The organism is Albimonas donghaensis (assembly GCF_900106695.1).
GTDB lineage: Bacteria > Pseudomonadota > Alphaproteobacteria > Rhodobacterales > Rhodobacteraceae > Albimonas > Albimonas donghaensis.
On sequence record NZ_FNMZ01000002.1, the window covers coordinates 673,777 to 699,131 of the forward strand.

General features: G+C 70.9%; 24 protein-coding genes. 11 read left to right on the top strand and 13 right to left on the bottom strand.

The features are described from left to right. Positions 1-88: 88 nt before the first annotated feature. The 7 genes from BLV24_RS08970 to BLV24_RS09000 all read right to left on the bottom strand — a co-directional run bounded on the left by BLV24_RS08970 (position 89) and on the right by BLV24_RS09000 (position 7,774). Positions 89-2,026: a TRAP transporter permease gene (locus tag BLV24_RS08970; RefSeq protein ID WP_092680807.1), complete on the bottom strand. Its 1,938-nt coding sequence runs from the start codon at positions 2,024-2,026 to the stop codon at positions 89-91. Between the two features lie 125 nt (positions 2,027-2,151). Further along, on the bottom strand, positions 2,152-3,096 hold the full coding sequence (locus tag BLV24_RS08975; protein WP_092680808.1) for a TAXI family TRAP transporter solute-binding subunit: 945 nt from the start codon (positions 3,094-3,096) through the stop codon (positions 2,152-2,154). Positions 3,097-3,198: 102 nt separating this feature from the next. Further along, the gene (locus BLV24_RS08980; protein ID WP_176954689.1) at positions 3,199-4,380 is read right to left on the bottom strand and encodes an ABC transporter substrate-binding protein; all 1,182 of its coding nucleotides are present in this window, start codon (positions 4,378-4,380) and stop codon (positions 3,199-3,201) included. A gap of 53 nt (positions 4,381-4,433) precedes the next feature. After that, positions 4,434-5,165 (bottom strand): ABC transporter ATP-binding protein, encoded by a 732-nt coding sequence (locus tag BLV24_RS08985; protein WP_092680810.1) that lies wholly within the window; start codon positions 5,163-5,165, stop codon positions 4,434-4,436. Then, on the bottom strand, positions 5,155-5,934 hold the full coding sequence (locus BLV24_RS08990; protein ID WP_092680811.1) for an ABC transporter ATP-binding protein: 780 nt from the start codon (positions 5,932-5,934) through the stop codon (positions 5,155-5,157). The genes BLV24_RS08985 and BLV24_RS08990 overlap by 11 nt, the downstream gene beginning before the upstream one ends. Beyond that, the gene (locus BLV24_RS08995; protein ID WP_092680812.1) at positions 5,931-6,857 is read right to left on the bottom strand and encodes a branched-chain amino acid ABC transporter permease; all 927 of its coding nucleotides are present in this window, start codon (positions 6,855-6,857) and stop codon (positions 5,931-5,933) included. The genes BLV24_RS08990 and BLV24_RS08995 overlap by 4 nt, the downstream gene beginning before the upstream one ends. Further along, on the bottom strand, positions 6,857-7,774 hold the full coding sequence (locus BLV24_RS09000; RefSeq protein WP_092680813.1) for a branched-chain amino acid ABC transporter permease: 918 nt from the start codon (positions 7,772-7,774) through the stop codon (positions 6,857-6,859). The genes BLV24_RS08995 and BLV24_RS09000 overlap by 1 nt, the downstream gene beginning before the upstream one ends. A 399-nt stretch (positions 7,775-8,173) precedes the next feature. Here BLV24_RS09000 and BLV24_RS09005 point away from each other — a divergent pair, with 399 nt between their 5' ends. From BLV24_RS09005 to BLV24_RS09030, 6 genes are read left to right on the top strand one after another with little or no spacing between them, the layout of a single operon-like run. Then, complete coding sequence (locus BLV24_RS09005) at positions 8,174-9,379, top strand: FAD-dependent oxidoreductase (protein WP_092680814.1); 1,206 nt, start codon at positions 8,174-8,176, stop codon at positions 9,377-9,379. Between the two features lie 29 nt (positions 9,380-9,408). Continuing rightward, a complete protein-coding gene (locus BLV24_RS09010) occupies positions 9,409-10,155 on the top strand; it encodes a maleate cis-trans isomerase family protein (RefSeq protein WP_092680815.1) in 747 nt (248 codons plus the stop codon). Between the two features lie 58 nt (positions 10,156-10,213). Next, positions 10,214-11,149, top strand: coding sequence for a polysaccharide deacetylase family protein (locus tag BLV24_RS09015; protein WP_092680816.1), 936 nt, complete (start codon positions 10,214-10,216; stop codon positions 11,147-11,149). Next, complete coding sequence (locus BLV24_RS09020) at positions 11,146-11,850, top strand: GntR family transcriptional regulator (RefSeq protein WP_176954690.1); 705 nt, start codon at positions 11,146-11,148, stop codon at positions 11,848-11,850. Before BLV24_RS09015 ends, BLV24_RS09020 begins: the two co-directional genes overlap by 4 nt. Next, positions 11,847-12,671: an SDR family NAD(P)-dependent oxidoreductase gene (locus BLV24_RS09025; protein ID WP_092680818.1), complete on the top strand. Its 825-nt coding sequence runs from the start codon at positions 11,847-11,849 to the stop codon at positions 12,669-12,671. Before BLV24_RS09020 ends, BLV24_RS09025 begins: the two co-directional genes overlap by 4 nt. Continuing rightward, positions 12,671-13,210: an MBL fold metallo-hydrolase gene (locus BLV24_RS09030; protein ID WP_176954691.1), complete on the top strand. Its 540-nt coding sequence runs from the start codon at positions 12,671-12,673 to the stop codon at positions 13,208-13,210. Before BLV24_RS09025 ends, BLV24_RS09030 begins: the two co-directional genes overlap by 1 nt. A gap of 74 nt (positions 13,211-13,284) precedes the next feature. Here the strand turns inward: BLV24_RS09030 and BLV24_RS09035 are convergent, their stop codons facing one another. Then, positions 13,285-14,091 (bottom strand): GntR family transcriptional regulator, encoded by an 807-nt coding sequence (locus tag BLV24_RS09035; protein ID WP_092680819.1) that lies wholly within the window; start codon positions 14,089-14,091, stop codon positions 13,285-13,287. A 206-nt stretch (positions 14,092-14,297) separates the two neighbouring features. Here BLV24_RS09035 and BLV24_RS09040 point away from each other — a divergent pair, with 206 nt between their 5' ends. The 5 genes from BLV24_RS09040 (at position 14,298) to BLV24_RS09060 (ending at position 18,593) form a co-directional block, all read left to right on the top strand. Beyond that, the gene (locus BLV24_RS09040) at positions 14,298-15,044 is read left to right on the top strand and encodes a maleate cis-trans isomerase family protein (RefSeq protein WP_092680820.1); all 747 of its coding nucleotides are present in this window, start codon (positions 14,298-14,300) and stop codon (positions 15,042-15,044) included. Between the two features lie 28 nt (positions 15,045-15,072). Further along, positions 15,073-15,936, top strand: coding sequence for an isocitrate lyase/PEP mutase family protein (locus BLV24_RS09045; RefSeq protein ID WP_092680821.1), 864 nt, complete (start codon positions 15,073-15,075; stop codon positions 15,934-15,936). A gap of 17 nt (positions 15,937-15,953) precedes the next feature. After that, positions 15,954-16,592: an isochorismatase family protein gene (locus tag BLV24_RS09050; protein ID WP_092680822.1), complete on the top strand. Its 639-nt coding sequence runs from the start codon at positions 15,954-15,956 to the stop codon at positions 16,590-16,592. Next, positions 16,589-17,323 carry an SDR family NAD(P)-dependent oxidoreductase gene (locus BLV24_RS09055; protein ID WP_176954692.1) on the top strand — a complete coding sequence of 245 codons (735 nt, stop codon included), beginning with the start codon at positions 16,589-16,591 and terminating at the stop codon, positions 17,321-17,323. The genes BLV24_RS09050 and BLV24_RS09055 overlap by 4 nt, the downstream gene beginning before the upstream one ends. 133 nt (positions 17,324-17,456) lie before the next feature. Then, positions 17,457-18,593 (top strand): AbrB family protein, encoded by a 1,137-nt coding sequence (locus tag BLV24_RS09060; protein ID WP_245710470.1) that lies wholly within the window; start codon positions 17,457-17,459, stop codon positions 18,591-18,593. A gap of 18 nt (positions 18,594-18,611) precedes the next feature. Here the strand turns inward: BLV24_RS09060 and BLV24_RS09065 are convergent, their stop codons facing one another. Genes BLV24_RS09065 through BLV24_RS09085 form a run of 5 tightly spaced genes read right to left on the bottom strand, consistent with a single transcriptional unit; the run spans position 18,612 to position 25,324 of the window. After that, positions 18,612-20,030 (bottom strand): FAD-dependent oxidoreductase, encoded by a 1,419-nt coding sequence (locus BLV24_RS09065; protein ID WP_245710471.1) that lies wholly within the window; start codon positions 20,028-20,030, stop codon positions 18,612-18,614. Then, entirely contained in the window at positions 20,027-20,635 is a 609-nt protein-coding gene (locus BLV24_RS09070; RefSeq protein ID WP_092680824.1) for a cysteine hydrolase family protein, read from the bottom strand. The genes BLV24_RS09065 and BLV24_RS09070 overlap by 4 nt, the downstream gene beginning before the upstream one ends. Further along, on the bottom strand, positions 20,632-22,692 hold the full coding sequence (locus tag BLV24_RS09075) for a hydantoinase/oxoprolinase family protein (protein WP_092680825.1): 2,061 nt from the start codon (positions 22,690-22,692) through the stop codon (positions 20,632-20,634). The genes BLV24_RS09070 and BLV24_RS09075 overlap by 4 nt, the downstream gene beginning before the upstream one ends. Further along, positions 22,689-24,434: a hydantoinase B/oxoprolinase family protein gene (locus BLV24_RS09080; protein WP_092681046.1), complete on the bottom strand. Its 1,746-nt coding sequence runs from the start codon at positions 24,432-24,434 to the stop codon at positions 22,689-22,691. The genes BLV24_RS09075 and BLV24_RS09080 overlap by 4 nt, the downstream gene beginning before the upstream one ends. A gap of 11 nt (positions 24,435-24,445) precedes the next feature. Continuing rightward, a complete protein-coding gene (locus BLV24_RS09085) occupies positions 24,446-25,324 on the bottom strand; it encodes an isocitrate lyase/PEP mutase family protein (RefSeq protein WP_092680826.1) in 879 nt (292 codons plus the stop codon). Between the last annotated feature and the right edge of the window lie 31 nt (positions 25,325-25,355).

The window sequence follows — 25,355 nt, forward strand, 5'->3', positions numbered from 1 at the left end:
GCCGAGCCGCCGCGCGGGCGCTCCCGGGACAGGGGCGGGCCGGCGATCGCGCGGCTCCCGTCCCCGGAAGCTCGCGCGGCCGGGGCGGTCAGGACCGGCCCGGTTCCGCCGGGACCGCCGCGGTCGCCCGGGGCGCCGCCCGGCGGGACATCAACGCCGACACGGCCAGGACCGCGATCCCGGCCGCGGACACCGCATACTCCACCGCCATCGGCGCGACCTCGTGCAACGGCGCGATCATCGCGAAGCCCAGCCCGCCCCACGCCACGCGCATCGCCCCGCCCAGCGGCCGCAGCGCATGACCCACGATCCCGCCGGTCACCAGCACCAACGCCGCCAGCGCGCTGAAGAAGACATAGCCGATCTCCCAGGCCGTCCCGTCCAGCAGCAGCGCCGGCTTGTAGACGAAGAGGAAGGGCAGCAGATAGGCGATCCAGCCGAAGCGGAAGCTCTGCAGCCCGGTCTTCAGCTGCGACGCCCCCGCGAGGCTCGCCGCCGCGAAGGCGGCCAGGGCGATCGGCGGCGTGATCATCGACAACATGCCGAAATAGAACACGAACATATGCGCCGCCAGCTGCGGGACCCCCAGCTGCACCAGCGCCGGCGCCGCCAGCGAGGCCAGCAGCAGGTAGACCCCCGTCGTCGGCAGTCCCAGCCCCAGCACGATCCCCACCAGCCCGGTGATCACCAGCAGCCCGAACAGGCTCTGATCCCCGAAGTCCAGCAGATACCAGGACAGCGCGAAGCCCAGCCCGGTGATCGACAGGAGCCCGATGATCATCCCCGCCGCCGCCGTGATCAGCAGCACGTCGCAGGTCGTCCGTCCGGTGGTCACCACCGCCCGCCCGGCCTCGGCCAGGGTCAGCCCGGCCCCGCCGAAAGCGCGCGAGATCACGCCCAGCGCCACCAGCTCGAACACCGTCCAGACCGCCGCCGCCTCCGCCCGCATCCGCAGCTCGAAGATCAGCGTCAGCAGGGTGGCGAAGGCCAGCACCGGGATCCAGCCGCGCCGCAGCACGACCCGCAGCCGCTGCCGGTCGAAATCGGCCAGCGAGGCGATGCGGTCCCGGCGCGCCAGGAAGTCGATCTGCACGAAGACCGAGATGTAATACAAAGCCGCCGGCAGCAGCGCCGCCAGCACGATCTCCCGGTAGGGCATCTGCAGCAGCTCGGCCATCAGGAAGGCCGCGGCCCCCATGATCGGCGGCATCAGCTGGCCGCCGGTGGAGGCGACGGCCTCGATCCCGCCGGCCTGCTCGGGCCGGAAGCCGGCGCGTTTCATCAGCGGGATGGTCATCACCCCGGTCGACATCACGTTGGACACCGCCGACCCGGACACCGACCCCATCAGGGCGGAGGCCGCCACCGCCACCTTGGCCGTGTTGCCCGGCCCGTTCCCCGCCACGCGCAGCGCCAGCTGGGTGAAGAAATCGCCCCCGCCCACCGCGATCAGCATGCCGCCGAACAGCACGAAGACCACCACCACGAAGGCCGCGATCTGCAACGCCTGCCCCCAGGTGCCGGTGGAATCGACGCCGAGATAGCGCAGCACTTCGTCGAGCGGGATCGGCCGGCCGACCAGCGCGCCGGGCACGTGATCCCCGAACAGCGCGTAGAGGAACAGGACCGCGAAGATCCCCACCAGGGTCCAGCCGACCACCCGGCGCAGACCCTCCATCACGAGCCCGGTCACCACGACGCCCAGGATCAGAGCCTCGGTCTGATGCAGGTGCGCGGCCTCGGTCAGGGTCGGAAACCGCAGGAACATGTAGACGCCCAGCCCGACGGAGCCGAGCCCCAGCGCCATGTCCAGCGCCGCCCGCGCGCCGCCCTTGCCCGACTGGCCGCGCAGATAGACCACGCCCATCGCGGCCCCAAGCATCCCGGCGGCCATCTGCTCGGGATAGATCAGCAGGCCGACCCGCGAGGGGACCGACAGCACCCACAGGATCGCCAGCGCGGGCGTGATCACGCAAAGCGCGGCGGCGAAGGCGTCGAGCGCCCGGTTGACGAAGGAGATCGGCAAGGTCGGTCAGGTCCCGGATCGGTCGGCGGCGCGCGCCTTCGGCGGAAAGGGCGGAAGTCGTCGAAGCCGCGGCGCCTCGGATGCGCCGCGGCCGGATTCAGGTCGCCAGGACCCGGAACGCGCGATCACTCGCCCGCCCAGATGCCCTTGGACTCGTAGTAGGCGATGGCGGCGGGGTGGTAGGGCAGCGACCCGACCTCGGCCATGCCCTCGGGCGTGAACTCGGCCCAGAGCGGACCGTTGGCCTTCAGCGCCGCCTCGCCCTCGTAGAGCGCGGTCAGGACCTTGGTCACCACCTCATCCGACACGTCCTTGTTGGCGAACAGCGTGTAGGGGTAGTAGAACACCACCGTGTCGTCATTGGCGCCCGGCGCCGCCTTGCGCCCCTTCCAGTAGCGCAGCTTCGTGCCCGGAAGCGCCGCGTCCAGAACCTCGCCGTCGCCTTCCTTGAGGTTGAGGAAGGTGACGCCGCCCAACGCGGCCTCGATGTCGAAGGTGGGCTTGGAGCCGATGGCGGCGATGGTGACGTCCGTGGTCCCGTCCTTCACGCCCTGGAACATGGCGGGGAAGTTGGCGGTCGGCACCGACTCCACGTCGTCATAGGTCAGCCCCGCGGTGGCCAGCACCGCCGAGATCACGGTGTCGCCCAGCGATCCGGCCGGGAAGCGCGGCACCCGCTTGCCCGCCAGCCCGGCGATGTCGGTGATCCCCAGCGAGGACGGGACCAGCAGCCCGGCGTTGAACGGAACCAGCGTGGCGACCATCTGGATATTGGGGTTGGGCTGGCCCTCGGACATGCCCGTGCCGTTGATGGCGTAGGAGGTCTGCGGATAGTTCGCGATCCCGAAATCCAGCCGCCCCGAGTCCACCAGCGGCAGATATTGCGAGGTGTTGGCCAGCGCCTGCGGGCGCACCATCAGGTCCGAGCCGCCCGAGATCACCGAGGCCAGCGCGGTCGAGATCTGCGCCGTGGCCCCGCCCTTGGTGGTGCCGAGCCCGACGGTCTGGGCCTGCGCGCCGGTCACGGCGGCGGCGGCGAAAGCGGCGGCGAGCGCCAGAGTTCTCAACATGGTCCCTGTCCTTTCGTCGTTGCGTCTGTCCGCGCCGCCCAGCCGGCCTGCGCGAGGGTCCGGCCCCCGACCGGCGGGTCGGGGACCGCGGTTCTCAGGCGATCACTCGCAGCTGTCGGCGGGCGCCTCGGCGAACTTGGTCCACGCGCCGCCCTTGATCTCGATCACGTAGCCCGGCAGTTCGGCGTCATGCCCGGCGAAGCAGATGTCGTCGCCGACCACGCCCGAAAAGCGCACGCCCTCCATGGCCGCGGCGATCGCGGCGCGCTCCTCCTCCAGCTTCTCGGGGTCGCCGGTGACGCCGGCGGCCTCCATGATCTGCTTGAGCAGATACACGCCGTCATAGGCCTGCGCGTCGGAATGGTGCGCGCCCTTCTTGTGGATGCCGCGCTTGTCCAGTTCCTCCAGGAACCGGGCGTCGAAGGCGGCGGAGGCCTCGGTCCGGCCCTTCCAGAAGCCCGCGACCATCATCGTGCCCTCGCCCTCCGGGCCGAACAGCTCGACCACCACCGGGTCCGAGAAGATCTGGGAGCCGATGATCCGGCCCTCGAAGCCCTGGCGGCGCAGCTCCTTGATGACCTTGGAGGCGCTGTCGGGCAGGCCGGCGATGGCCACGAGATCCGGGTCGGCCTCAAGGATCTGGGCGGCCTGGGCGGACATGTCGAAGGATTTGTACTGCACCGGGATCGGGTCCATGACCTCGATCCCCGCGGCCTCCATCAGCGGCGGGTAGAGCTTGGTGCCCGCGGTGTTGGAGACGACCTCGTCCGACACGTAGATCACCGCCGCGGTCTCGGCGGGCAGGCCGGCGTCCTTGATGGCGGCGAGCAGGCGGGAGAACTGCTTGCTCTCGTCCTCGGTCAGCCGCCAGCCATAGGCGGACTTGTCGACCAGCCCGGGGGCGGAGGCGGCGGTGGGGATCATCAGCACCCCGGCTCGGTCGGCCACGGTCAGCGCCACCCGGGTTTCGCCCGAGGAGAACGGCCCGAGGATCGCGAGCACCTCGTCATCCTGGATCAGCTTGCGCGCCCCCACCGCGGCCTGCTTGGGGTCGGAGCCGGTGTCGAAGCGGATCAGCTCGATCGGCTTGCCGTTGATGCCGCCGGCGGCGTTGATCTCCTCCACCGCGATGTCGAAGGCGGCCAGCGCGGGCTCTCCCGGCCCTTTCAGGAAGCCGGAGGTGACGCCGATATTGCCGATCTTGATGGTGTCGGCGGCGTGGGCCGGCAGGGCGAACGCCGCGATCGCGGCGGCTGCGGCCAGCAGGGCGGGTCTGAGGGTCATCGGGCGCTCCTTCTTCGGTTGGGCTGCGCTGTGGGAATGGAAGGCGGAAAGCGTCATGCGGGGGCCGGGGCGGGATCGGCGCCGCCGCCCAGATAGGCCTCGGCCATGGAGGCGTCGGCGGCGAGCCGTTCGGCCGGGCCTTCGCGGGTGACCTGGCCCAGTTCCAGCACATAGCCGCGGGTCGCGGTTTCCAGCGCCATGTGGGTGTTCTGCTCGACCAGCAGGATCGACAGGCCCTCGGCGTTGATCTCCCGGATCAGGCCGAAGAGCCGCTCCACGAACAGCGGCGACAGGCCCAGCGAGGGCTCGTCCAGCATCACCAGGCTGGGGCGGGCGACCAGCGCCCGGCCCACCGCCAGCATCTGCTGCTCGCCGCCCGACAGCACCGAGGCGCGCATGTCCCGGCGCGAGGCGAGGTTGGGGAAACGGTCGTAGATCGCCTCCACATCGCGGTTGAGCTTGTCGTCGCCGCGCAGGTAACCGCCCATCAGCAGGTTCTCATGCACGGTCATGGAGACGAAGATCTGCCGCCCCTCGGGCACCAGCGCGATGCCGGCGCGGACCCGCGCGGCGGCGCCCTGCCCGGTCAGGTCATGACCGTTATAGACGATCTGGCCGCCCGCCGGCTTCACCGCGCCCTGCAGCGCGCGCAGCAGGCTGGTCTTGCCCGCCCCGTTGGCGCCCAGCACGGTGACGATCTCCCCCGGCTCGACCCGCAGGGTCAGGCCGCGGACCGCGCGGGTGCGGCCGTAGGCGACCTCCAGCCCGGTGACTTCAAGCGACATCGGCGGTCTCCCCCGAATGGCGGGCGCCGAGATAGGCTTCGAGCACCAGCGGATCCTCATGCACCTGCGCGGTCGACCCGTCGTAGATCTTGCGGCCGAAGTTCAGCACCACGCAGCGGTCGCAAAGGGACCGCACCAGGCTCATGTCATGCTCCACCACCAGCAGGGTGATCCCGGTCCCGGAGATGCGGGCGAGGAAGTCGCGAAGCTGCGCCGTCTCGGTCCCGTTGAGGCCGGCGGCGGGTTCGTCCAGCAGCAGCAGGCGGGGTTTGGCCGCCAGCGCGCGCACCAGCTCGATCTGCTTGCGGATGCCGTAGGGGAGGGTGGAGACGGTCTCGCCCATCCAGGCCTCCAGCCCCATGTCGGCGATCAGCGCCTCCGCCTCGCGCCAGCTTTCGGAGCGGCCGAACAGCGTCAGCGGGCTCAGCATGGCGCCGAGGCCGGAGCGCCGGTGCTGCTGGCCGAGCATCACGTTCTCGACCACCGACAGATGCGGCATCAGGCGGATGTTCTGAAAGCTGCGGGCCATGCCCATGCCGATCCGGCGGCGCGACGGCGCGCCGTCGATCACCTGGCCGGCGAGCGTCACCGTCCCCTCGTCCTGCGGGAACACGCCGGTGAGCAGGTTGAACAGCGTGGTCTTGCCCGCGCCGTTGGGGCCGATCAGCGCGAGCCGCGCGCCCTCCTCGGCCTCGAAGCTCACGTCGGTGATGACCTGCACGCCGCCGAAGCTTTTCGACAGGCCCTCGACCTTGAGAAGGGCGGTCATTCGGCGGCCTCCCGCGTGGGGGCCGCGGCGGGGGACCGGCGGCGCGGGAAAGCGAACGTGTCGCGGGTCACCAGCCCCTCGGGGCGGAACACCATCATGGCGATGACCGCGGCGCCCAGCACCACGAAGCGCCAGCTTTCGTCGGGGGGAGAGATGTCGCCGGTGACGCCGAAGGCGGTCCAGATCGCCTCCTTCGCCGCGGGGAGGAAGGAGCGCATGGCCTCCGGCAGCAGGGTGAAGAAGGCGGCGCCGACCAGCGGCCCCCAAGCGGTCTGCGCCCCGCCCAGCAGGACGTAGAGCAGCACGTAGATGGACAGCGAGGCGTTGAAGCCCTGGATCTCCACATAGGAGAAGGCGTGGGCGTAGAGCCCGCCCGACAGCCCCGCCAGCGCCGCGCCCAGCGCGAAGGCCGCGACCCGCACGCCGCGCACGTTGACGCCCATCAGGTCGGCGACCACGTCGTCGTCATGCACCGACCGCACCGCCAGCCCGAAGCGGGTGGCCATCAGGTAGAAGACCAGCAGCGCGCAGGCCACCGCGGCGGCGACGGGGACCTGCCATTCGATATAGGCCGGCACCGGCAGGCCCATGGCCCCGCCCAGCGTCTCGGAATTCAGGATCAGGCCGGCCACGACCTCGGCGAAGGCGAAGGTGCCCAGCACCAGGTAGACGCCCTTCAGCCGCAGGATCGGGATGGCGATGCCCATGCCGATGACGCCCGCGACGACCGTGCCCGCGGCGATGGTCCAGGCCGGCGACCAGTCCAGCTCGAAGCACAGCCAGGCCGCGGCGTAGGCGCCCAGCGCCTGAAAGCCCGCGCCGCCCAGGTTCAGCTGCCCGGTCGCCACCGCCAGGTAGATCCCGTAGGCGAAGACCACGTTGATCGCGAGGATGGTGACGATGCCCGTCCAGTAGCCGCTCATCACAGCTTTCCCTTGCCGATGGCGTTATGGCCGAACAGGCCCTGCGGGCGGATCATCAGGGTCAGCAGCAGCGCCCCCCAGACGGTGGCCTGCACCGTGTCCGCGCCGAAGAAATGGATGGTGAGCATCTCGATCAGCCCGATCACGATGCCCCCGGCCACCGCGCCCCAGAGCGAGCCGAGCCCGCCCAGGACCATGCCGGCGATGGCCTTGGAGCCGATGTCCTCGCCCATCTGCGGCGAGACTTCGCCGTAGTTCACCGCGAACAGCGACCCCGCCAGCCCGCAGAGCAGCCCGGTCAGCATGAACACCACCGGCACCACGCGCCGCGTGTCGACGCCCAGGATGCCGGCGGCGTCCGGGTTCTCGGCGATGGCGCGCAGGCCGCGGCCGATGCGGCTGGATTTCATCATCCAGGCGAGCCCCAGCACGATCAGCGCCACGACGACGAGGCTGATCACCTGCGGGATCCGGAAGAACAGCCCGCCGACCGAAAGCGTCAGGTCCGCGGAGGGCCCGGGGAACCGCTGCGCGTCGGAGCCGTAGCCGATGCGCACGAGGTTCTCGAGCACCAGCAGGAAGCCCAGCGAGGACACCAGCGGGATGGCGTGCTCGGTGGAATCGCCGTGCTTCGTGCGCAGGTAGCGGAAGGTGAACCGCTCCACGACCAGCGAGGCCGCGATCGCCACCGCCACGCCCAGCGCCAGGGCCAGCGGCCAGGCCAGCGGCTCGGTCAGGCCGAAGGGAAGCCCCCAGGCGGCGAAGCTCCAGCCCATCATCGCGGCGAGCATGAACAGCGTGGGGATGGTGAAGTTGAGGAAGTTGAGAATGCCGATGGTGAGCGTGAAGGCCACCGCCACGGTCACGTAAACCGAACCCAGCATCAGCCCGTTGACCACCTGCTGGATCAGAAGCATCGGGCGCCCTCCGCGATCGGGCCGGAGTTTGTGCACAATGTGGAGACCTTATCGTCGCCATTGTGTGCAAAGCCGATGCGCCTCGCGCCCAACGCGGGGTCAATCCAGCGCCCCCCACAGGCGTCGACCGAGGCCGCATCGCAGCCCTCCGCCCCTTTTCGCGCCACCGTCAGCCCCATCCAACGTCCCTTTTTCATGCAGCGCAGCAAACGCGCCAAGCTATTGATCGGAAACCTGCGCGAGGCGCTGTGCCGACCGGACCTACCTGGAAACTTCCGCCTGACCTTTTGCGAAAATTACCGTTGATATGTCCAGACATGTTGTGCACATTGAGAGCGAGCCCGAACGCTGTCAAGCGAAACGTGCCAACGAAACGTCATCGAAAAGGAAGGCCGGGGAATGAGCGAGGAGAACGCGCGGGTTCTGGTGGTGGGCGCAGGGCCCGTGGGACTGGTGGCGGCCATGAGCCTCGCCGCCGAGGGCATTCCGGTCTCGGTCTTCGAGTCGAGCCGGGAGCTGCCCAAGGACCTCCGGGCCTCCACCTTCCACCCGCCGACGCTGGACATGCTGGACCGTTTCGGCGTGTCCGACCGGCTGGTGGAGCAGGGGCTGGTCTGCCCGAAATGGCAGTTCCGGGACCGTCAGGAAGGCGTCGTCGCCACCTTCGACCTGGGCCTTCTGGAAAGCGCCACGCGCCACCCCTACCGCCTGCAATGCGAGCAGTGGAAACTGACCGAGATGCTGCGCGACCAGATCGCGGAGACGGGGCTGGCCGAAATCCACTACGAGGCCACCGCCGCCGACGTGACCCAGGACGCCGACGGCGTGAGCCTGACCGTAACCCGCGGCGACGGCTCCTCCGAGATCCACAAGGGCGCCTATCTGATCGCCTGCGACGGCGCGCGCTCGGTGATCCGCAAGCGGCTTGGGATCGAGTTCGAGGGCATGACCATCCCCGAGATCTTCCTCAGCATGTCGACGCATTTCGACTTCGCCGCGGCGATCCCCGACCTCGCCCCGATCGCCTATGTCACGGACCCCGAGGAATGGGCGGTGCTGCTGCGCACGCCGAGCCTGTGGCGGGTGCTGCTGCCCACCGACCCGGCCCAGACCGAGGCGCAGATCAAGGACCCGGACGCCATGCAGGCCCGGCTTCAGGCGCTGTGCCCCAACCCCGCGGGCTATGACATCGCCCATGCCACCGCCTACCGGGTGCATCAGCGGGTCGCCAAGAACTACGTCATGGGCCGGGTGTTCCTGGCCGGGGACAGCGCGCATCTCAACAACCCGCTGGGCGGAATGGGCATGAACGGCGGCGTCCACGACGCGGTGAACCTCGTCGAGAAGCTCGCCGCCGTGTGGCGGGGCGAGGCCGGGCCGGAGGTCTTCGGCCGCTACGAGCGTCAGCGCCGCCAGGTCTGCATCGACACCGTGCAGGCCCAGACCATCCGCAACCGCAAGATGCTGGCCGAGACCGACCCCGCCGCCCGCGCCGCCTTCCACGACGACATGCGCGCCACGGTCGAGGACCCGGCCCGCCATCGCGACTTCGTCATGCGATCCTCGATGATCCAGTCGCTGATCGACCTCGACGCCGTCGCCTGACCCGCCCCCAGACCAACAGGACCCAAAAGATGACCGACTCCCTCGGCTACCGGATGAAATTCGGCGTGATCGCGCCGTCGACCAACACCTCCGTCCAGCCGGAATTCGACGACATGCGTCCGGTGGGCGTGACCAACCACTTCTCCCGCATCCTCGTCGAGGACAAGCCGGTGAAGTCCGACGCCGATTTCGACGACCTGGTCATGCGCATCCGCGCCGCCACCATGGACGCCATCGACGCGGTCAAGACCTGCTCGCCCGACGCGATGATCATGGGCATGTCCGCGGAGACCTTCTGGGACGGCAAGGACCGGGCCGACAAGCTCCAGGCCGAGATCGTCGAGCGCGCCGGCATGAACGTCGCCATGGGCTCCGACGCCTGCATGAACGCGCTGAAATGCTTCGGCGACATCAAGCGGATCGCGGTGGTCACCCCCTACATGCCGGTCGGCGACAAGCAGGTGGAGCGCTACTTCACCGAATGCGGCTTCGAGGTGGTGCAGGTGAAGGGGCTGAAATGCGGCTCCCCCGTGCAGATCGCGCATGAGACCGAAAAGACCCTTCGCGACGCCATCAACGAGGTCAACGACCCCTCGGTCGAGGCCATCGTGCAGGCGGGCACCAACCTCGCGATGGCGCGGGTCGGGGGGATTGCGGAATTCTGGCTCGACAAGCCGGTGATCGCGATCAACACCGCCACCTACTGGCACGCGCTGCGCATGAACGGGATCGAGGACAAGGTGCAGGGCTTCGGGACGCTGCTCTCCCACCACTGACGCGCCCGGCGCCGTTCCCGTCCGGGGGCGGCGCGACCCCATCAGGAGCCTTCCGCCCGTGCACTACGATTTCGTCCCCATGCCCCACCGCAAACCGCTCCGCTGGCCGGACGGCAAGCGGCTCGCGATCATCCTGACCACGAATTTCGAATACTGGGACCGGGCGCGGGAGGATCCCAAGCCGTTCTATCCGGGCGGCCCCGGGATCGTGGGCGGAGAGCTGGCGGGCAATGTCTACGACAACCCCAACTGGACCTGGCGCGAATACGGCCAGCGGGTCGGGGTCTGGCGCATGTTCGACGTGTTCGACGCGGAGGGCGTGCCCTCCTCCTGCACCATGAACGCCAAGATGGCGCTGGAGCGGAAGGCCGTGGTCGACGCCGCGGTGCAGAAGGGGTGGGAGCTGGTCCCCCACAACTACGTGCAGACCGACCTGCTGACCGATTTCGCCCATGACAAGGAGAAGGAGCGCGAGGTCATCCGCCGGACGCTCGACATCTACCGCGAGGCGGTGGGCAAGCCGGCGAAGGGGTGGCTGTCGTCCTCGCTGCGCTCCACCATGAACACGGTGGACATCCTCGCGGACGAGGGGCTGATCTTCACCACCGACCTGCTGAACGACGACCAGCCCTACCTGGTGCGCACCGCGTCGGGGAAGAAGATGGTCTCGGTCCCCTACACGTCCGAGGTCAACGATTTCACCATCTTCATGCGGCAGGGCCAGACCGCCGATGGCGGCTTCGCGGTGTTCAAGGAGCAGTTCGACTGGCTCTACGCCGAATCCGAGGTCTCGGGCCGCCACATGAATCTCGGCCTGCATCCGCATGTCATCGGCCAGCCCTTCCGCATCCGGGCGCTGCGCGATTTCATCCGCTACGCCAAGCGCTTCGAAGGAGTGTGGTTCGCCACCCGCGAGGAGATCGCGGAATGGTATCTGGAGAACCACGAGAGCCATATTCCGACCGCCGACGGGGCCGGAGAAGGGGCCGCATGACCGCGCACGAACAGATCACGCCCCCCGAGCCCGCCGGCCCCAAGCCGGCGGAACGGGCCTATGAGACCATCCGCGACGCCATCCTGTCGGGCGCCCTGCCCGCGGGCGAGCATCTGCGCGAGGAAAGCCTCGCCCAGATGACCGGCACCTCCCGCACGCCGGTGCGCGAGGCGTTGCAGCGCCTGACCGCCGAAGGACTGGCCCTGGCCGAGAACCGCCACCGGTTCGTGGCCGATTTCTCCCTCCACGAGGTCGAGGTGATCTTCGACCTGCGCGCCCGGATGGAAAGCTACGCCGCCAAACTCGCCGCGACGCGCATCACGGAACCCGAGCTGGACCGCCTGCGCGCCCTGGTGGACGAGATCGACGCGCTCGGCGACGGCGAGGGAAAGGCGGAGATCGACCGCTTCTTCACGCTCAACGCGGCCTTCCACGATGCGATCGTCACGGCGACCCGCTCGACCCAGCTTCGCAGCCTGACGGCGCGGGCCTTCGCGGCGCCTCTGGTGACCATCAAGCGCTTCGTGTGCGACCAGACGATCAACGTTCGGCGCTCCAATTCCCAGCACCGGGACATCCTCTCGGCGCTGGCGCGGAGGGACGCGGAATGGGCGGAGGCGGCGATGAAAGGCCATATCATCTCGACCAAGCCGGAACCGCCCTCGGCGCCCGGCCTGCGCGGACCGGGGGGCGTGGCATGACCGGCGCCCTGGATGGTCGTTGCGTGATCGTCACCGGCGCCTCGCGCGGGTTGGGACGGGAGATGGCGCTGGAACTCGCCGCCCGGGGCGCCCGCGTGGCGGCGACCGGCGCCGCGCCTTCGGCCGCGCTGGAGGAGACCGCGGCGATGATCCGCGCGACGGGGGGCGAGGCGCTGACGCTCGCCGCCGACGTGGCCGACTTCGCCGCCTGCGAGGCCGCCGCGGCGGCGACCGTCGCCGCCTTCGGGCCGGTGGACGCGCTGGTCAACAATGCCGGGATCGGGATGCGCCGCATCTCCGAGACCTTCAACACCCGGCCCACCCGCTTCTGGGAGACCGACCCGCAGGACTGGGCCGCGATCATCGCCGCCAATCTCAACGGCGCCTTCAACATGGCCCGCGCCGTCGCGCCCGCCATGGTGGCGCGGGGGGCGGGGAAGGTGGTGAACGTCTCGACCTCGGACCAGACCATGGTGCGGCGGGGCTATTCGCCTTACGGGCCGTCCAAGGCGGGGCTGGAGGCCGCGTCCCGCGTCTGGGCGCAGGACCTCGACGGGACCGGGGTGACGGTCAACGTGTTCCTGCCCGGCGGGGCCGCGGACACCGACCTGCTGCCGCCTTCCGCCGACAGGAAGGGGGCCGACGGCAACCTGCTGCCGGCCTCGGTCATGCGGCGGGGGATCGGCTGGCTGTGCGGACCGGGCTCGGACGGGGTCACTGGGGCGCGCTTCATCGCGCGGCTCTGGGATCCGGCCCTGCCCGACGCCGAGGCCGCCGCCGGCGCGCGGTCCCCCCATATCGAAAAACCGGCGATCATGTGATGCTGACGCTGGGCGCCGCCACGGTCGAGCGGGTCATCGACCTCGACCCCTTCGCCCTGCCGCTGGGGCTGCTCTTTCCCGGAGCGGAGATCGAGGCGATCCGCGATGCGGAGCCCTGGCTGGCGCCCCATCACGTGGATTTCGCCGCCGGGAACGTCCTGCTGGGCGTGCAGAGCCACCTTCTGCGGGTCGGCGGGCTGACGATCCTGATCGACGCCTGCGTGGGCGAGCACAAACCCCGCCCCCGCCGCGCCGACTGGCATGACCGCGCGGCCACCGGCTATCTCGCGCGGCTCGCGGCGTCGGGGGTGCGGGCGATCTTCTGCGGCGACGCGATCCATTCCCCGGCGCAGCTGCGCCGGCCGGACTGGTGCTCGGCCTTCTGCGCGGATCGGGAGCAGGCGGTGGCGACGCGGATCGCGCTGCTGGAGGACGCCCATGCGGACGGCGCCCTGATCCTGCCCGCCCATCTGCGCGGCCCGCTCGCCCTGCGCGCCGCCCCTGCGGGAGAGGCCGGATGGCGCCCGGACTTCGTGTGAAGCCCGCAGATCCCGCGATGCGCGCCCCGGCGGGCCAGGGGAGGCGGGTTCGCACCCGCCCTACGACGTGTCCTTCAGCCGGCCGCGTCGGGGATCAGGCGGGAGCGGTTGATCTGCATGACATAGGTCATCTGGTCCGCCGGATGCCAGTTGAACGACGCGATCAGCGCCCCGGCCGAGGTCATGTAGCGGCGCAGAAGCTGCAGGGACCACGCGCCGGGCTGAAGGCCGAGCATGCGCTGGTAGGGCTCGGGCATCGGCATGGCCCGGATCTCCTGCACGCATTCCTCGATCTGCTCTTCGGAATGGCTTTCCAGCAGCGCGAACAGCGGCCCCTGATGTCCGGAGAATTGCGGAACGAGGTCCCGGAACCGCTCGGGCACGTAGCTCTGGATATAGCACAGCGGCTTGCCGCCCGGCTCGGTCCATCGCATGCCGTCGATGCGGACCCAGACCTCTCCCGGCAGGCCGCCGACCTGCTCGGCCAGATCGGCGTCCAGGGTCACGTCCTCGGCTCCGAGCACCACGAAATAGGTCTCGACCGCCACCTGGAACAGTTCGGACAGGCTGTCGAAGCTCTGCTGGAAGCGCACTTGCGGACGCGCCGCGATGACCCGCGTGCCGACGCCCTGGCGACGCTCGACAAAGCCGTTCTCGGTCAGGTGACGCAGGGCTTCGCGCACGGTGAACCGCGAGGTGTCGAATTCCGCGGCCAGCTCGATCTCCGTCGGCATCAGCGAGCCGACGGGATAGACGCCGTCGCGGACCCGGTTCTCCAGCACCTTCTGGATGCGGGCGTAGCGCGGGCCGGCGGAGGGGCCGGCGGCGCCGGTGCGGGCGCCTTCCGCGGACGGAGCGGCGGCGGGTTCGGTCTGCGTCATCGCTGCGCGGTCTCCTTCTGGCGGCGCGAGGCCGGACGTGGGGGAGCCCGGTCCCCCTTCCCCTCGCGCAAAGCGACCTCTCGTGCAAGCGCGCGCGTGCCGATTGAAGACGTGGCGCCGCGCCTGAGCGAATAGGTATGGACAAATATGGATACACTATGCGATCCGGGCCGGACATACCCGAAACGTCATCTGCCGGAAAGAGCATGTCTCCGCTGATTCAATCGGATTACGCCGTCCGCGCCCGCCTGGGCCTGATCGTGCCCCCGACCAACACGGTGAACGAGACCGAGTGGCGCGCGATGCTCCCCGCGGGCGTGAGCTTTCACACCCACCGGATGCGCCTGCACCCGGACGTGAGCTCCGAAGCCGGGCTCACCGGCCTGCACGCGGACCTCGACGCGGCCTTCGACATGCTCAAGCCCGCCGGCTGCGCGGTGGTGGCCTACGCCTGCACGGCGGGGTCGATGATCTCGCCGCCCCGCGCGCTGCCCGACGCGCTGGCGGCGCGCAACGGGGTGGCGGCGGTGACCACCTCGGCCGCCATCGTCGCGGGGCTGAAGGCGCTGGGCGCGGCCCGGCTGTCCGTCGCGACCCCCTATGCCGACGCGCTGAACGCGCACGAGACCCATTTCCTGCGGAACGAGGGCTTCGAGGTCGCCAGGCTGATCGGGCTCGGCATCGGCGCCGGCGGCCCCCAGGAATATCCGCGCATCGCCCGGACGCCGCTGGCGGCCGTCGCCGACCACGCGCGCGCCGCCTTCGTCCCGGGCTCCGACGCGCTGCTGATCACCTGCACCGACTTCCCGACCCTGCCGCTGGTCGCGACGCTGGAGGCCGAGTTGGGCGTTCCCGTCATCACCTCGAACCAGGCGACGCTTTGGGCCGCGCTGCGCGAAGCGGGGCTGGACGACCGCATCGCGGGCTGCGGCCGACTGCTCGCGGCCCACTGAAAAACAAACGAAAACCGGAGGACTCCCCATGGCCGATCCCAAACTGCGTCAGATGCTGAACGCCGGCGACTTCATCCTCGCCCCGGGCATCTTCGACGGCATCTCGGCGCTGCTCGCCGACAGGGCGGGGTTTCCCGCGCTCTACGTCACCGGCTACGGCACGGTCGCGTCCCATATGGGCCTGCCCGACGCCGGGATCGCCACCTATCGCGACATGGTGGAGCGGATCGGGATGATGGTCGCGCGCACCTCGACCCCGGTGATCGCCGACGCCGACACCGGCTATGGCGGGCTGCTGAACGTGCGCCACACCGTGCAGGGCTACGAGGCCGCCGGCGTCACCGCCCTGCAGATGGAGGACCAGGAGTTCCCCAAGCGCTGCGGCCACACGCTGGGCCGCCGGGTGATCCCGACCGCCGACATGTGCCGCAAGATCGAGGTGGCCGTGGACAGCCGCACGTCCGACGATTTCCTGATCGTGGCGCGCACCGACAGCCGGACCAGCCTCGGGCTGGATGAGGCGATCGCGCGCGGCCGCGCCTACGCCGCCGCCGGAGCCGACGTGATCTTCGTGGAATCCCCCGAATCCGAGGACGAGATGAAGCGGGTCTGCGACGAGATCGACGCGCCGCTGTTCGCCAACATGGTCAATGGCGGCCGCACCCCCCTTCTGCCCGCCGAGCGGCTGAAGGAGATCGGCTATGCCATCGCCATTCACCCCGCCGTCGGCTTCCTCGCCATGGGCGCCGCCCTGCGCGACGCCTACGCCGACCTGAAGTCCCATGGCGAGACCACCGAGGCCGTGGACCTGCACGACTTCTCGAAGTTCAACGAGCTGGTCGGCTTCCCCGACGTGTGGGCGTTCGAAAAGCGTTTCCCCGAAACCGACTGACCGGAGCGGACCCCGCCATGACCGAAGACCTCTCCGCCAATTACGCGCTCTATGAGAACAGGAGCGGCTACGGCAAGCGCCCGGCCCTGGTGATGGTCGACTTCGCCAAGGCCTATTACGACCCGGATTGCGACCTCTATGCCGGTGTCGACGACGCGCTGGCCTCCGCCCTGCGGGTGCGGGCGGCGGCGCGGGCGGCGGGCGTGCCGGTGGCGCTGACCCAGGTGGTCTATCACGACACCGGCGTCGATGGCGGGCGCTTCTGGCAGAAGGCCAGGCCGCTCAAGGCCTTCGTGAAGGGGCGCAAGACCGCCGAATTCGCCGACGGGCTGATCCCCGAGGCGGACGAACTGATCATCCCCAAGCAGTATCCGTCCGCCTTCTTCGGAACCTCGCTGGCCTCGACCCTGACCGCGGCGGGTGTGGATTCGGTGATCCTGACCGGGCTCACCACCTCGGGCTGCGTGCGGGCGAGCTGCGTGGATTCCATGTCCCACGGCTTCGCCACGATCGTGGTGGCCGAGGCCTGCGGCGACCGCCATCCCGGCCCGCATGAGGCCAACCTCTTCGACATGAACGCCAAATACGCGGACGTGGTGTCGGAGGCCGAGATCCTCGCCTATCTCTCCAACGTCTCGGACGGGGTCGCGACGTGACGCGCGACATCGCGGTTCTGGGCGGCGCCGGCGGCATCGGCCGGGCGCTGGTCGCGGCGCTGATCGCGCAGGGGGACCGGGTGGCGGTGCTGGACCTGCCGGCCTCGCTGGCGCGCCACCCGCAGGACTGCCCCGAGATCCCGGTGGACGCGACCTCCGAGGCTTCCGTGGCCGAGGCGATGGCGGCGGTCGCGGCGCTCTGGCCCGGGGGGATGCACGGGTTCGTCAACCTCGCCGGCTGGAACTCCGAGATCCGCCCCGTCTCCGACACCCCGGCCGACTATTTCGACGGGGTGATCGAGGGCAACCTGCGCTCGGCCTTCCTCGCCGCCAGGGCCGCCTCGCCGCGGATGGCGGAGGGCGGGGCGATGGTGCTGACCTCCTCCGGGCTCGGCGCCTTCATCCGTCCGGGCTTCGGGCCCTACGCCATGGCCAAGGCCGGGGTGATCGCGCTGACCAAGACCCTGGCGCTGGAACTCGCCCCCAGGGTCCGGGTCAACGCGGTGGGGCCGGCGGTGGTCGACACCGCCTTCATCCGCGGCGGCACCGGCCGGTCGGACGAGACGCAGGCCGATGCCGTGGACCTCTCGCGCCACCGCGCCATGACGCCGCTTGGACGGGTGGCGGTCCCGGCGGATATCGTGGGGCCGATGAAGTTCCTGCTGTCCGAGGACGCCGCCTTCATGACCGGTCAGGTTCTCTGGGTTAACGGCGGGGCTTACATGCCCTGACCCGGCTGCTCCGGTTGCGAACCGGGGGGCCCGCCGCTTTCGGCCCCGCGCGACGGGACCGCGCCTTTTTCCCGACCGCGCCGCCTCCGTCCCCGCGGAGCGCGGCGCCCGCCATTTCGCGAGCGTATCCGTCTTGCCCGATCTTCCCCAACTTCCCGAAGCGCCCGCGCCCGCGGCGCCCGCGGCGGATGCGGCCGGCCGGCTCGCGTCCTGGCCGACGGGCATGCAGTGGGCGGCGCTGACGGTTCTGTCGCTGATCGTGGCCGGGCTGATGGAATGGGCGCATCTGCCCGCGGCCCTGCTGCTGGGCCCCATGGCCGCCGCCATCGCGGTGGCGGTGAACGGCGCGCGGGCGCAGGCTCCCGACGCGGCCTTCCTGCTGGCGCAAGGCGTCATCGGCTGCATGGTCGGCGCCAACATCCCCGCCGGCACCCTGGCCGGGCTCGGGACCGACTGGCCGATCTTCCTGCTCGGCGTCGGCTCGGTCATCTGCGTCAGCGCCGGGCTCGGCTGGGTGCTGGCCCGGGCGCAGGTGCTGCCGGGGACCACGGCCGTGTGGGGGGCGTTCCCCGGCGCGGCCTCGGCCATGGTGCTGATGTCGGCGAGCTACGGGGCCGACATGCGGCTGGTCGCGGTCATGCAATACCTGCGGGTGGGCATGGTGGCGGGGTCGGCGGCGCTGGTCACAAGGCTCTGGGTCGGGGCGCCGGAGGGGGAGGCCGCGGCGACCGACTGGTTCCCGGCGCTCGACCTCCCGGGGCTCGGCGTCACGGCGGGGGTGATCGCGGTCAGCCTCGCGGCGACGCGGGCGTTTCGGGTGCCCTCGGGCGCCTTCCTGCTGCCGCTGCTGATCACCGCGACGCTGGAGAATTCGGGGACGGCGGAGATCGCCACCCCGCCCTGGCTGCTGGCCGCGGCCTTCGCGGTGACCGGCTGGGCCGTCGGCCTGCGCTTCAACCGCCTGATCCTGCGCCATGCGGCCCGGGCCCTGCCGCGGCTGGTGCTGGCCATCGCGGGGCTGCTGGTCCTGTGCGGGGCGTTCGCCATGGCGCTGGCCGAGCTCGCCGGGATCGACCCGCTGACCGCTTTCCTCGCGACCTCTCCGGGCGGGGCGGATTCGGTGGCGATCATCGCCGCATCCGCCGATGTGGACGTGCCCTTCGTGATGGCGATGCAGACGGCGCGGTTCCTCGCGGTGCTGGCGACGGGGCCGTTCATCGCCCGCTTCATCGCCGCCCGCATCCCCCGCGCGCACGCGCCGGGGGAATAGGCGCGGCCGGCGCGGGCTTCAGGCGGCGCCCTTCGCCGCCGCCAGCCCCGCGACCCGGCCCAGCGCCACGGCGGACAGCAGGCCGTTGCCCGACAGATACCCCTCCGCCCCCGCGCCGGAGACGCCGCAGGCCGCGCCCCCCGCCGCGTAGAGGTTCCCGAAGGCCTCGCCGGAGGCGCGGAGCACGCGGGCCTCGCCGTCCACGACCAGCCCGCCCTGGGTATGGAACAACGCGCCCGTCACCCGCACCGCGCGGTAGGGCGCCGCCAGCGCCGGCGCCCCCCGCAAGTCGCGGCCGAACGGGTCCGGCGCCGCGCCGCGCTTGGCGGCCTCGACCGTATCGAGGGTTTCGCGCAACCGGGCCTCGGGGACCCTGATCGCGGCGGCGAGAGCCGCGACGTCCTCGCCCCCCCGGATCGCGCCCATCGCCTCGGCGCGGCGAAAATCCTCGAACTGGCGGGCGATGCCGGCGATGCGGTCGTCGAAGATCGTCCAGGCGAGCCCGTCGGGCTGGGCCAGCACCTTGGCGGCCTGCTCGGAATAGCCGGCGGATTCGTCGGAGAACCGGGCGCCGGTCAGATCCACCTGAAAGCCCCCCTCCATCACCGTCGCCCAGGTGATGAGGACGCCTTCGGGATGCGCCACCGAGCCATGCCCCTGATGCCCGCCCAGATGCCGGGTCGCGGCGCCCAGCGCCTCGCCCCAGTCCAGCGCCTCGCCCATGTTGCCGGGATGCCCGAAATAGAGCGCATCGCGCAGCGACGGGATCAGCGCGGCCACCTTCGCGGGGTTCCCGCCATAGCCGTTGCAGGCGAGGATCAGGGCGTCGCAGCCGACCTCCTCCCGCCCGCCATCGGGGCGCGCGAAACCTATGCCCCGCACCGTGCCATCCGGCCCCGCGAACAGCGTATCCACCTGCGCGCCCGCAAGGATCTCCACCCCCGCCGCCTCCGCCGCGCGGGCGAGACGGTCGATCAGCTCCTCGCCCGAGCGGCTGGGCAGCCCGTGCATCCGCAGCGCCGAATGGCCGGGATAGGCGAAATTGTCGACCAGCGAGAAGGGCAGCCCATGCGCGTCCGCCAGCCATTCCAGCGTCGGGCCGACGGTCTCGGCCATCCGCGCGGCCAGCGCCGGGTCGGGCTCGTCATGGGCCTTTTTCAGGATGTCGGCGACGAAGCGGGGGGCGTCGTCCTCCACCCCGGCCTCCGCCTGCCAGCGGGTGCCGGGCGCCGGGATCAGCCCCGCGGACAGCGCGGTGGAGCCGCGGGGGACCGCGTCCCGCTCCAGCACCAACGCCTCCACCCCCGCGCCGCGCAGGGTCAGCGCCGCGACCAGCCCGGCCGCGCCCCCGCCCACGATCGCCACGGGGACGGAGACCTCGAACCCACGGTCCGAGATCTCCACGCGGGGCGCAGGAGCGGGGGCGGCGTCGGTCACTGGGCGTCGAGCTCCGCGATCATCTCGGCGATGGTGGCGACGCGGCCGACGGGGCGCAGGGCCTGCACGGCCTCGTCATGGGTTTTCCGCGAGAAGGCGGCGCAGCCGTCCTCCAGCAGGATCGCGTCGAACTCCCGCACATGGGCGGCGCGGAAGGTGGTGGCGACGCCGCCATTGGTGACGATGCCGGCGACCAGCAGCCGCTCGATCCCCACCTTGCGCAGGGCCCATTCCATGCGGGTCTGGTAGAAGGCGGAATAGGCGATCTTCTCCACCACCAGATCGGCGGGCTGAAGCTCGTCCACCAGCGCGTTGCCCCAGGACCCCGGCGCGAAGTCGCCCCTGGTCAGAAAGGGGCGCAGTTCCTTCAGATGCGGCGCGATCATCGGCTCGCCCTTGGCGGGGACCAGCGTGAACTGGGTGGAGACGAACCAGCCGCCCTTCGCCCGCAGCAGGTCCGCCAGCGGCCGCAGCCGGGCGGGCAGCGCCGCGATCTCCGCCGCCCCCTGCCCGGCGCGGCCATAGGCGCCCTCGGGGTGGATGAAGTCGTTCTGCAGGTCGACGGTCAGCAGCGCCGTGCGCTCGATGGGGACGGGACGGGTCATTTGCGCTCCACGATCACGTTGCCGAAGCCGTCGATGCGGGCGGTCAGGTCAGGGTCGACCACCACCGTCGCGTCCGGCTGTTCCAGAATGGCGGGTCCGGGGACCACGGCCCCCACCGGCAGGTCGAGCCGCGCCCAGACCGAGGTCTCGTGCCAGGCGCCGGCGAACCAGACCGGGCGCGAGGGCCGGGCCGCGGCCTCCTCCGACGCCTCCGCCCCGGGCGCGAGCGCCGCGAGGTCGAAGCTGGGCCGCACCCCGATGGCCGAGGTCCGCAGGTTCACGATCCGCATCCCCGCGCCGGGCAGAAGCCGCGAGAAGCTGGCCTGATAGGCGCGTTCGAAGGCCGCGCGGATCATGTCCTCGGAGATCTCGACCCGCCCGCCCTCAAGGCTCGCGGGGAGGGAGACCGCAAGCGTGTGGGTCTGGCCGACATAGTGCATGTCGAGCTCGAAGCGGGTCTCGATCCGGTCCACCGCGAGGCGAGCGGCCTTGACCACCTCGACCGCCGCCTCGGCCTCGGACGCCATGCGGGCGCCCAGCGCCTCGGCGTCCAGCCCCTCCAGCCCGAGATTGACCGTCTGCACCTGGTCGTGCCGGATATCCGCGATCACGCAGCCCAGCGCCGAGGTGACGCCGGGATAGCGCGGCACCAGCGCCGCCTTGAGGCCCACGTCCTTGATCAGCGCGCCGGCATGCAGCGCGCCGCCGCCGCCGAAGGGAACGGCCGCGAAACGCGACGGGTCATGGCCGCGCTCGATCGACATCAGGCGGATGGCGCCGGCCATCTTGCCGTCGGCGACGCGCACGATGGCCTCCGCCGCCTCCATGACGCCGAGGCCCAGCGGGGTCGCCACATGTTCGTCGATGGCGGCCTTGGCGGCCTCCACGTCCAGCCGCGCCAGCTTGCCGCCGATGGGGCGCTCGGCGTTGATCCGGCCCAGCACGACATTGGCGTCGGTCAGCGTGGGGCGCGTCCCCCCCTGCCCGTAGCAGACCGGGCCGGGGCGGGAGCCGGCGCTTTCCGGCCCCACCTGCAACATCCCCCCCGCATCCACATGGGCGATGGAGCCGCCGCCGGCCCCGATGGTGGTGATTTCGATCATCGGGGTCCGGATCACGAGCCCGAAATCCACCGTGGTCTGCGGGGCGAGCGCGGTTTCCCCGCCCACGATCAGCGACACGTCGAAGGAAGTGCCGCCGAGATCGCCCGTGATCACATCCGGGAACCCCGCCGCCTCGGCGATGGCCGCGGCCGCGATGACCCCCGCCGCCGGCCCCGAAAGCGCCGTGCGGGCGGGGAGCCTGCGCGCGGTCTCGGTCGACATGACGCCGCCATTGGACTGCACGATGTGGAACTTGCCCGCGAAATCCTCGGAGGCCAGCGCCCCTTCCAGCTTGGCGAGGTAGGACCCCACGCCGGGCTGAAGATAGGCGTTCAGCGCGGTGGTCGAGGCGCGCTCGAACTCCCGGATCTCGGGCAGGATGGCGGAGGAGCGCTCAAGATGCTCGTTCGGCCAGACTTCCCGCGCCGCTTCGATGGCGGCGATCTCGTTGGCCGGGTTGGCATAGGCGTTGACGAAGACGATGGCGAGGCTCTCGGCCCCCATCGCCACCAGCTTCGCCGCGGCCTCGCGCACCTGCGCGGGGTCCAGCGCCACGCGGATTTCGCCGGAGGCGAGGGTCCGCTCATCGACTTCCAGCCGGAAGTCCCGCTCCACCACCGGCGTGAAATCCCCGGTCAGGCCCCAGGTGGCGCGCCGGTCCCGGCGGCGCATCTCCAGCACGTCGCGGAAACCCGCGGTGGTGATCAGGCCAACCCTGGCGCCCTTGCGCTCCAGCAAGGCGTTGGTGCCGACGGTGGTGCCGTGGACGATGGAGGCGAGGTCCGCCACCGCGCCGAAGCCCTTGAGCCCGTCGAGAAAGCCCACCGCCTCGTCGCCGCGGTTCGAGGGCACCTTGCCGGTGCGGAATTTCCCCGTCGCCTCGTCGAAATGGAACAGGTCGGTGAAGGTGCCGCCGACATCGACGCCGACGATGGATCCCAGGCCCCCGGTCATGCCCGCGCCTCCCGCAGGGCGGCGGTCGCCGCCGCGTCCACCTGGCCGGCGGGGTCGAGCGCCACGCCGTAATCGGCCTGCGCCTTCGCCCGGCTGACGAAGCCGAGGCGCACGTCCCGCGCCACCGCCTCCGGCTTGCGGGCCATCGGGTCGCCCCATCCGCCCCCGCCGGGGGTTTCGAGGCGCAGGCGGCGGCCCGCGGGCAGCCTCAGGTCGGTGATCTTGGATACCATGGGGGGAGAGGCCTCGCCGTCCTCGGTCTGCCAGTGGAATTCATTCATCGCGGCCGGCCCGCCGCCCGCGACGCCGAAGGGGGCCGCCTTGCCGCGTTCGCCCAGCAGGGCGACGTCGGCCTCGACCAGCGGCTCGATCTCGTAGATCGCGCCGACGCCGCCGCGATGGACGCCGGGGCCGGCGCTGTCGGGGCGCAGGGCCCATTGGGTGAACATCACCGGATAGGCGGCTTCGAGGATCTCGACCGGCGGAATGGTGGCGGTGGAGATCGGGTTGTTGGCGTGGTTCAGCCCGTCCGTCTCCGGATTGCCGCCCAGCCCCCCGCCGAAGAAGGAGAACATCACCCAGCGCGAGCCGTCCCCCCGTCGGCCCGACAGCGACAGGGCGTTGATGGTGCCGAAGGGCCCGCCCAGCGCCCGGTCCGGATCGGCCTGGGCGACGGCGCCGAAGACCACGCCGATCAGGCGCAGGATGGTCTCGGTATAGCCGGCCACCGGCCGCGGCGCGTCGGCGCCGAGCAGGGAGCCCTCGACGATCCCGAACTCGATCGGCCGCAGGCAGCCGGCGTTTGCGGGCACCTCCGGGAAGATGTGCTTCAGCGCGACGTAGCAGGCCGCGATGGTGGTGGAGCGGGAGATGTTGATCGGCCCGAGGCACGCGCCGGAGGAGCGCGAGAAATCCAGCATCATCCGGTCGCCGGTCACCGTCGCGTCCAGCGCCACGGTCAGGGGTTCGTCCACGATGCCGTCATTGTCCAGCACGTCCTCGAAGGAATATTTCCCGTCGGGGATGGCGGTGATGGCGGCGCGCATCATCGCCTCGGCCCGGTCGGAGAACGCCTCGAACGCCCCGGCGATGGTGGCGTCGCCATATTCGTCGAGCAGCGCGTGCAGCCGGGTCTCGCCCAGGTCCAGCGCGTTGAGCTGGCCGTTCAGGTCGCCCCAGTTGGACATGGGCAGCCGCGAATTGGCGTCGAGGATGGCGGTGATGTCCTTCTGGATCACGCCCGCCCGGAACAGCTTCACCGGGGGCAGGCGCATGCCTTCCTGGAAGCTTTCCACCGCCTTGGGATTGTAGCCGCCCGGCACGTTGCCGCCGATGTCCAGCCAGTGCCCCACCGAGGCCATCCAGGCGAACAGCTTCCCGTCCCGGAAGATCGGGCGCACCAGCCGGAAATCGTTGAGATGGGTGCCGCCCTCATAGGGGTCGTTGAACAGGTAGACGTCGCCCGGCTCCAGTCCGCCGTCGGCCTCCACCCGCCGGATCACCGCGCGCACCGCGAAGGCCATGGCGCCGACGAAGATCGGCAGCCCGCCCGCGCCCTGCACCAGCGTGTCGCCGGTGACGGGGTCGTAGATGCCGTGGCAGGCGTCCTTGGCCTCGGCGATGGTCGGGTTGAAGGCCGAGCGGTAGAGCGTCGCGTCCATCTCGTCCACGATCTGCTCCAGCCGGCCCTTGAGGACCGCGAGCGTGACGGGATCGAGCGCGGGGGGCGTGGGGGTCTGCATATCGCGGGCGCTCACTTGCGCGTCTCCTCGTCGATAGCCTCGTAGCGGGCGCCGCGGGCCAGAAGCTCCGGCGTGCCGATCAGGTCGTTGAGGCCGTTGAAGTCGAACATCCGGTCGGCGAAGGGCTTGTTGGAGCCCGCTTTGGCCAGCGAGGCGTAATAGTCGGTCATGGTCCGGGCCACGGCGCGCACGATGCCGCCGGGGAAGATCACGATCCGGAAGCCCAGCGCGGCGAGGTCGTCCGCCCCCTGGATCGGGGTGTCGCCGCCCTCCACCATGTTGGCGATCAGCGGGACCGTGCCGGACAGCTCGCGCGCCACGCGGGCGAGCTGTTCGGCGGACTGGGGCGCCTCGACGAAGAGCACGTCGGCGCCGGCCTCCGCATAGGCGTGGGCGCGGGCGATGGCGCGGTCCGGGCCTTCGGTGGCCAGCGCGTCGGTGCGGGCCACGATCAGGGTCTCGTCGGAGGCCCGCGAGTCCACCGCGGCCTTGATCTTGCCGACCATCTCGCCGGCCCCGATCACCGTCTTGTCCTTCAGGTGGCCGCAGCGCTTGGGGTTGGTCTGATCCTCAAGCTGGATGGCGGTCGCCCCCGCCCGCTCGAACAGGCGCACCGTGCGCTCGACGTTCAGGGCGTTGCCGTAGCCGGTATCCGCGTCCACGATCAGCGGCGTCGGAACCCGGTCGCGGACCATCGTGATCACATCCGCCACCTCGGCCATCGAGACCAGCCCGATGTCGGAGCGGCCCAGCCGCGTGTAGGCGATGCCGGCGCCCGACAGATACAGCGCCTCGAAGCCCGCGGCCGTGGCGACGGAGGCCGACAGCGCGTCATAGACCCCCGGCGCGACCAGCACGCGGTCTTCGGCCAGGCGGGTTTTCAGGCTCATGGGTTCGTTCCCTTGTCTTTGCTCCGCAGGC

What these genes read in the sequence shown, in the direction of transcription:
- BLV24_RS09085 (WP_092680826.1), bottom strand. Translation starts at nt 25,324, where the DNA reads ATGAGCCTGAAAACCCGCCTGGCCGAAGACCGCGTGCTGGTCGCGCCG.
- BLV24_RS09070 (WP_092680824.1), bottom strand. Translation starts at nt 20,635, where the DNA reads ATGACCCGTCCCGTCCCCATCGAGCGCACGGCGCTGCTGACCGTCGAC.
- BLV24_RS08995 (WP_092680812.1), bottom strand. Translation starts at nt 6,857, where the DNA reads ATGAGCGGCTACTGGACGGGCATCGTCACCATCCTCGCGATCAACGTG.
- BLV24_RS08980 (WP_176954689.1), bottom strand. Translation starts at nt 4,380, where the DNA reads ATGACCCTCAGACCCGCCCTGCTGGCCGCAGCCGCCGCGATCGCGGCG.
- BLV24_RS08975 (WP_092680808.1), bottom strand. Translation starts at nt 3,096, where the DNA reads ATGTTGAGAACTCTGGCGCTCGCCGCCGCTTTCGCCGCCGCCGCCGTG.
- BLV24_RS09040 (WP_092680820.1), top strand. Translation starts at nt 14,298, where the DNA reads ATGTCTCCGCTGATTCAATCGGATTACGCCGTCCGCGCCCGCCTGGGC.
- BLV24_RS09030 (WP_176954691.1), top strand. Translation starts at nt 12,671, where the DNA reads ATGCTGACGCTGGGCGCCGCCACGGTCGAGCGGGTCATCGACCTCGAC.
- BLV24_RS09080 (WP_092681046.1), bottom strand. Translation starts at nt 24,434, where the DNA reads ATGCAGACCCCCACGCCCCCCGCGCTCGATCCCGTCACGCTCGCGGTC.
- BLV24_RS09025 (WP_092680818.1), top strand. Translation starts at nt 11,847, where the DNA reads ATGACCGGCGCCCTGGATGGTCGTTGCGTGATCGTCACCGGCGCCTCG.
- BLV24_RS09010 (WP_092680815.1), top strand. Translation starts at nt 9,409, where the DNA reads ATGACCGACTCCCTCGGCTACCGGATGAAATTCGGCGTGATCGCGCCG.
- BLV24_RS09035 (WP_092680819.1), bottom strand. Translation starts at nt 14,091, where the DNA reads ATGACGCAGACCGAACCCGCCGCCGCTCCGTCCGCGGAAGGCGCCCGC.
- BLV24_RS09000 (WP_092680813.1), bottom strand. Translation starts at nt 7,774, where the DNA reads ATGCTTCTGATCCAGCAGGTGGTCAACGGGCTGATGCTGGGTTCGGTT.
- BLV24_RS09075 (WP_092680825.1), bottom strand. Translation starts at nt 22,692, where the DNA reads ATGACCGGGGGCCTGGGATCCATCGTCGGCGTCGATGTCGGCGGCACC.
- BLV24_RS09050 (WP_092680822.1), top strand. Translation starts at nt 15,954, where the DNA reads ATGACCGAAGACCTCTCCGCCAATTACGCGCTCTATGAGAACAGGAGC.
- BLV24_RS08990 (WP_092680811.1), bottom strand. Translation starts at nt 5,934, where the DNA reads ATGACCGCCCTTCTCAAGGTCGAGGGCCTGTCGAAAAGCTTCGGCGGC.
- BLV24_RS09045 (WP_092680821.1), top strand. Translation starts at nt 15,073, where the DNA reads ATGGCCGATCCCAAACTGCGTCAGATGCTGAACGCCGGCGACTTCATC.
- BLV24_RS09020 (WP_176954690.1), top strand. Translation starts at nt 11,146, where the DNA reads ATGACCGCGCACGAACAGATCACGCCCCCCGAGCCCGCCGGCCCCAAG.
- BLV24_RS08985 (WP_092680810.1), bottom strand. Translation starts at nt 5,165, where the DNA reads ATGTCGCTTGAAGTCACCGGGCTGGAGGTCGCCTACGGCCGCACCCGC.
- BLV24_RS09005 (WP_092680814.1), top strand. Translation starts at nt 8,174, where the DNA reads ATGAGCGAGGAGAACGCGCGGGTTCTGGTGGTGGGCGCAGGGCCCGTG.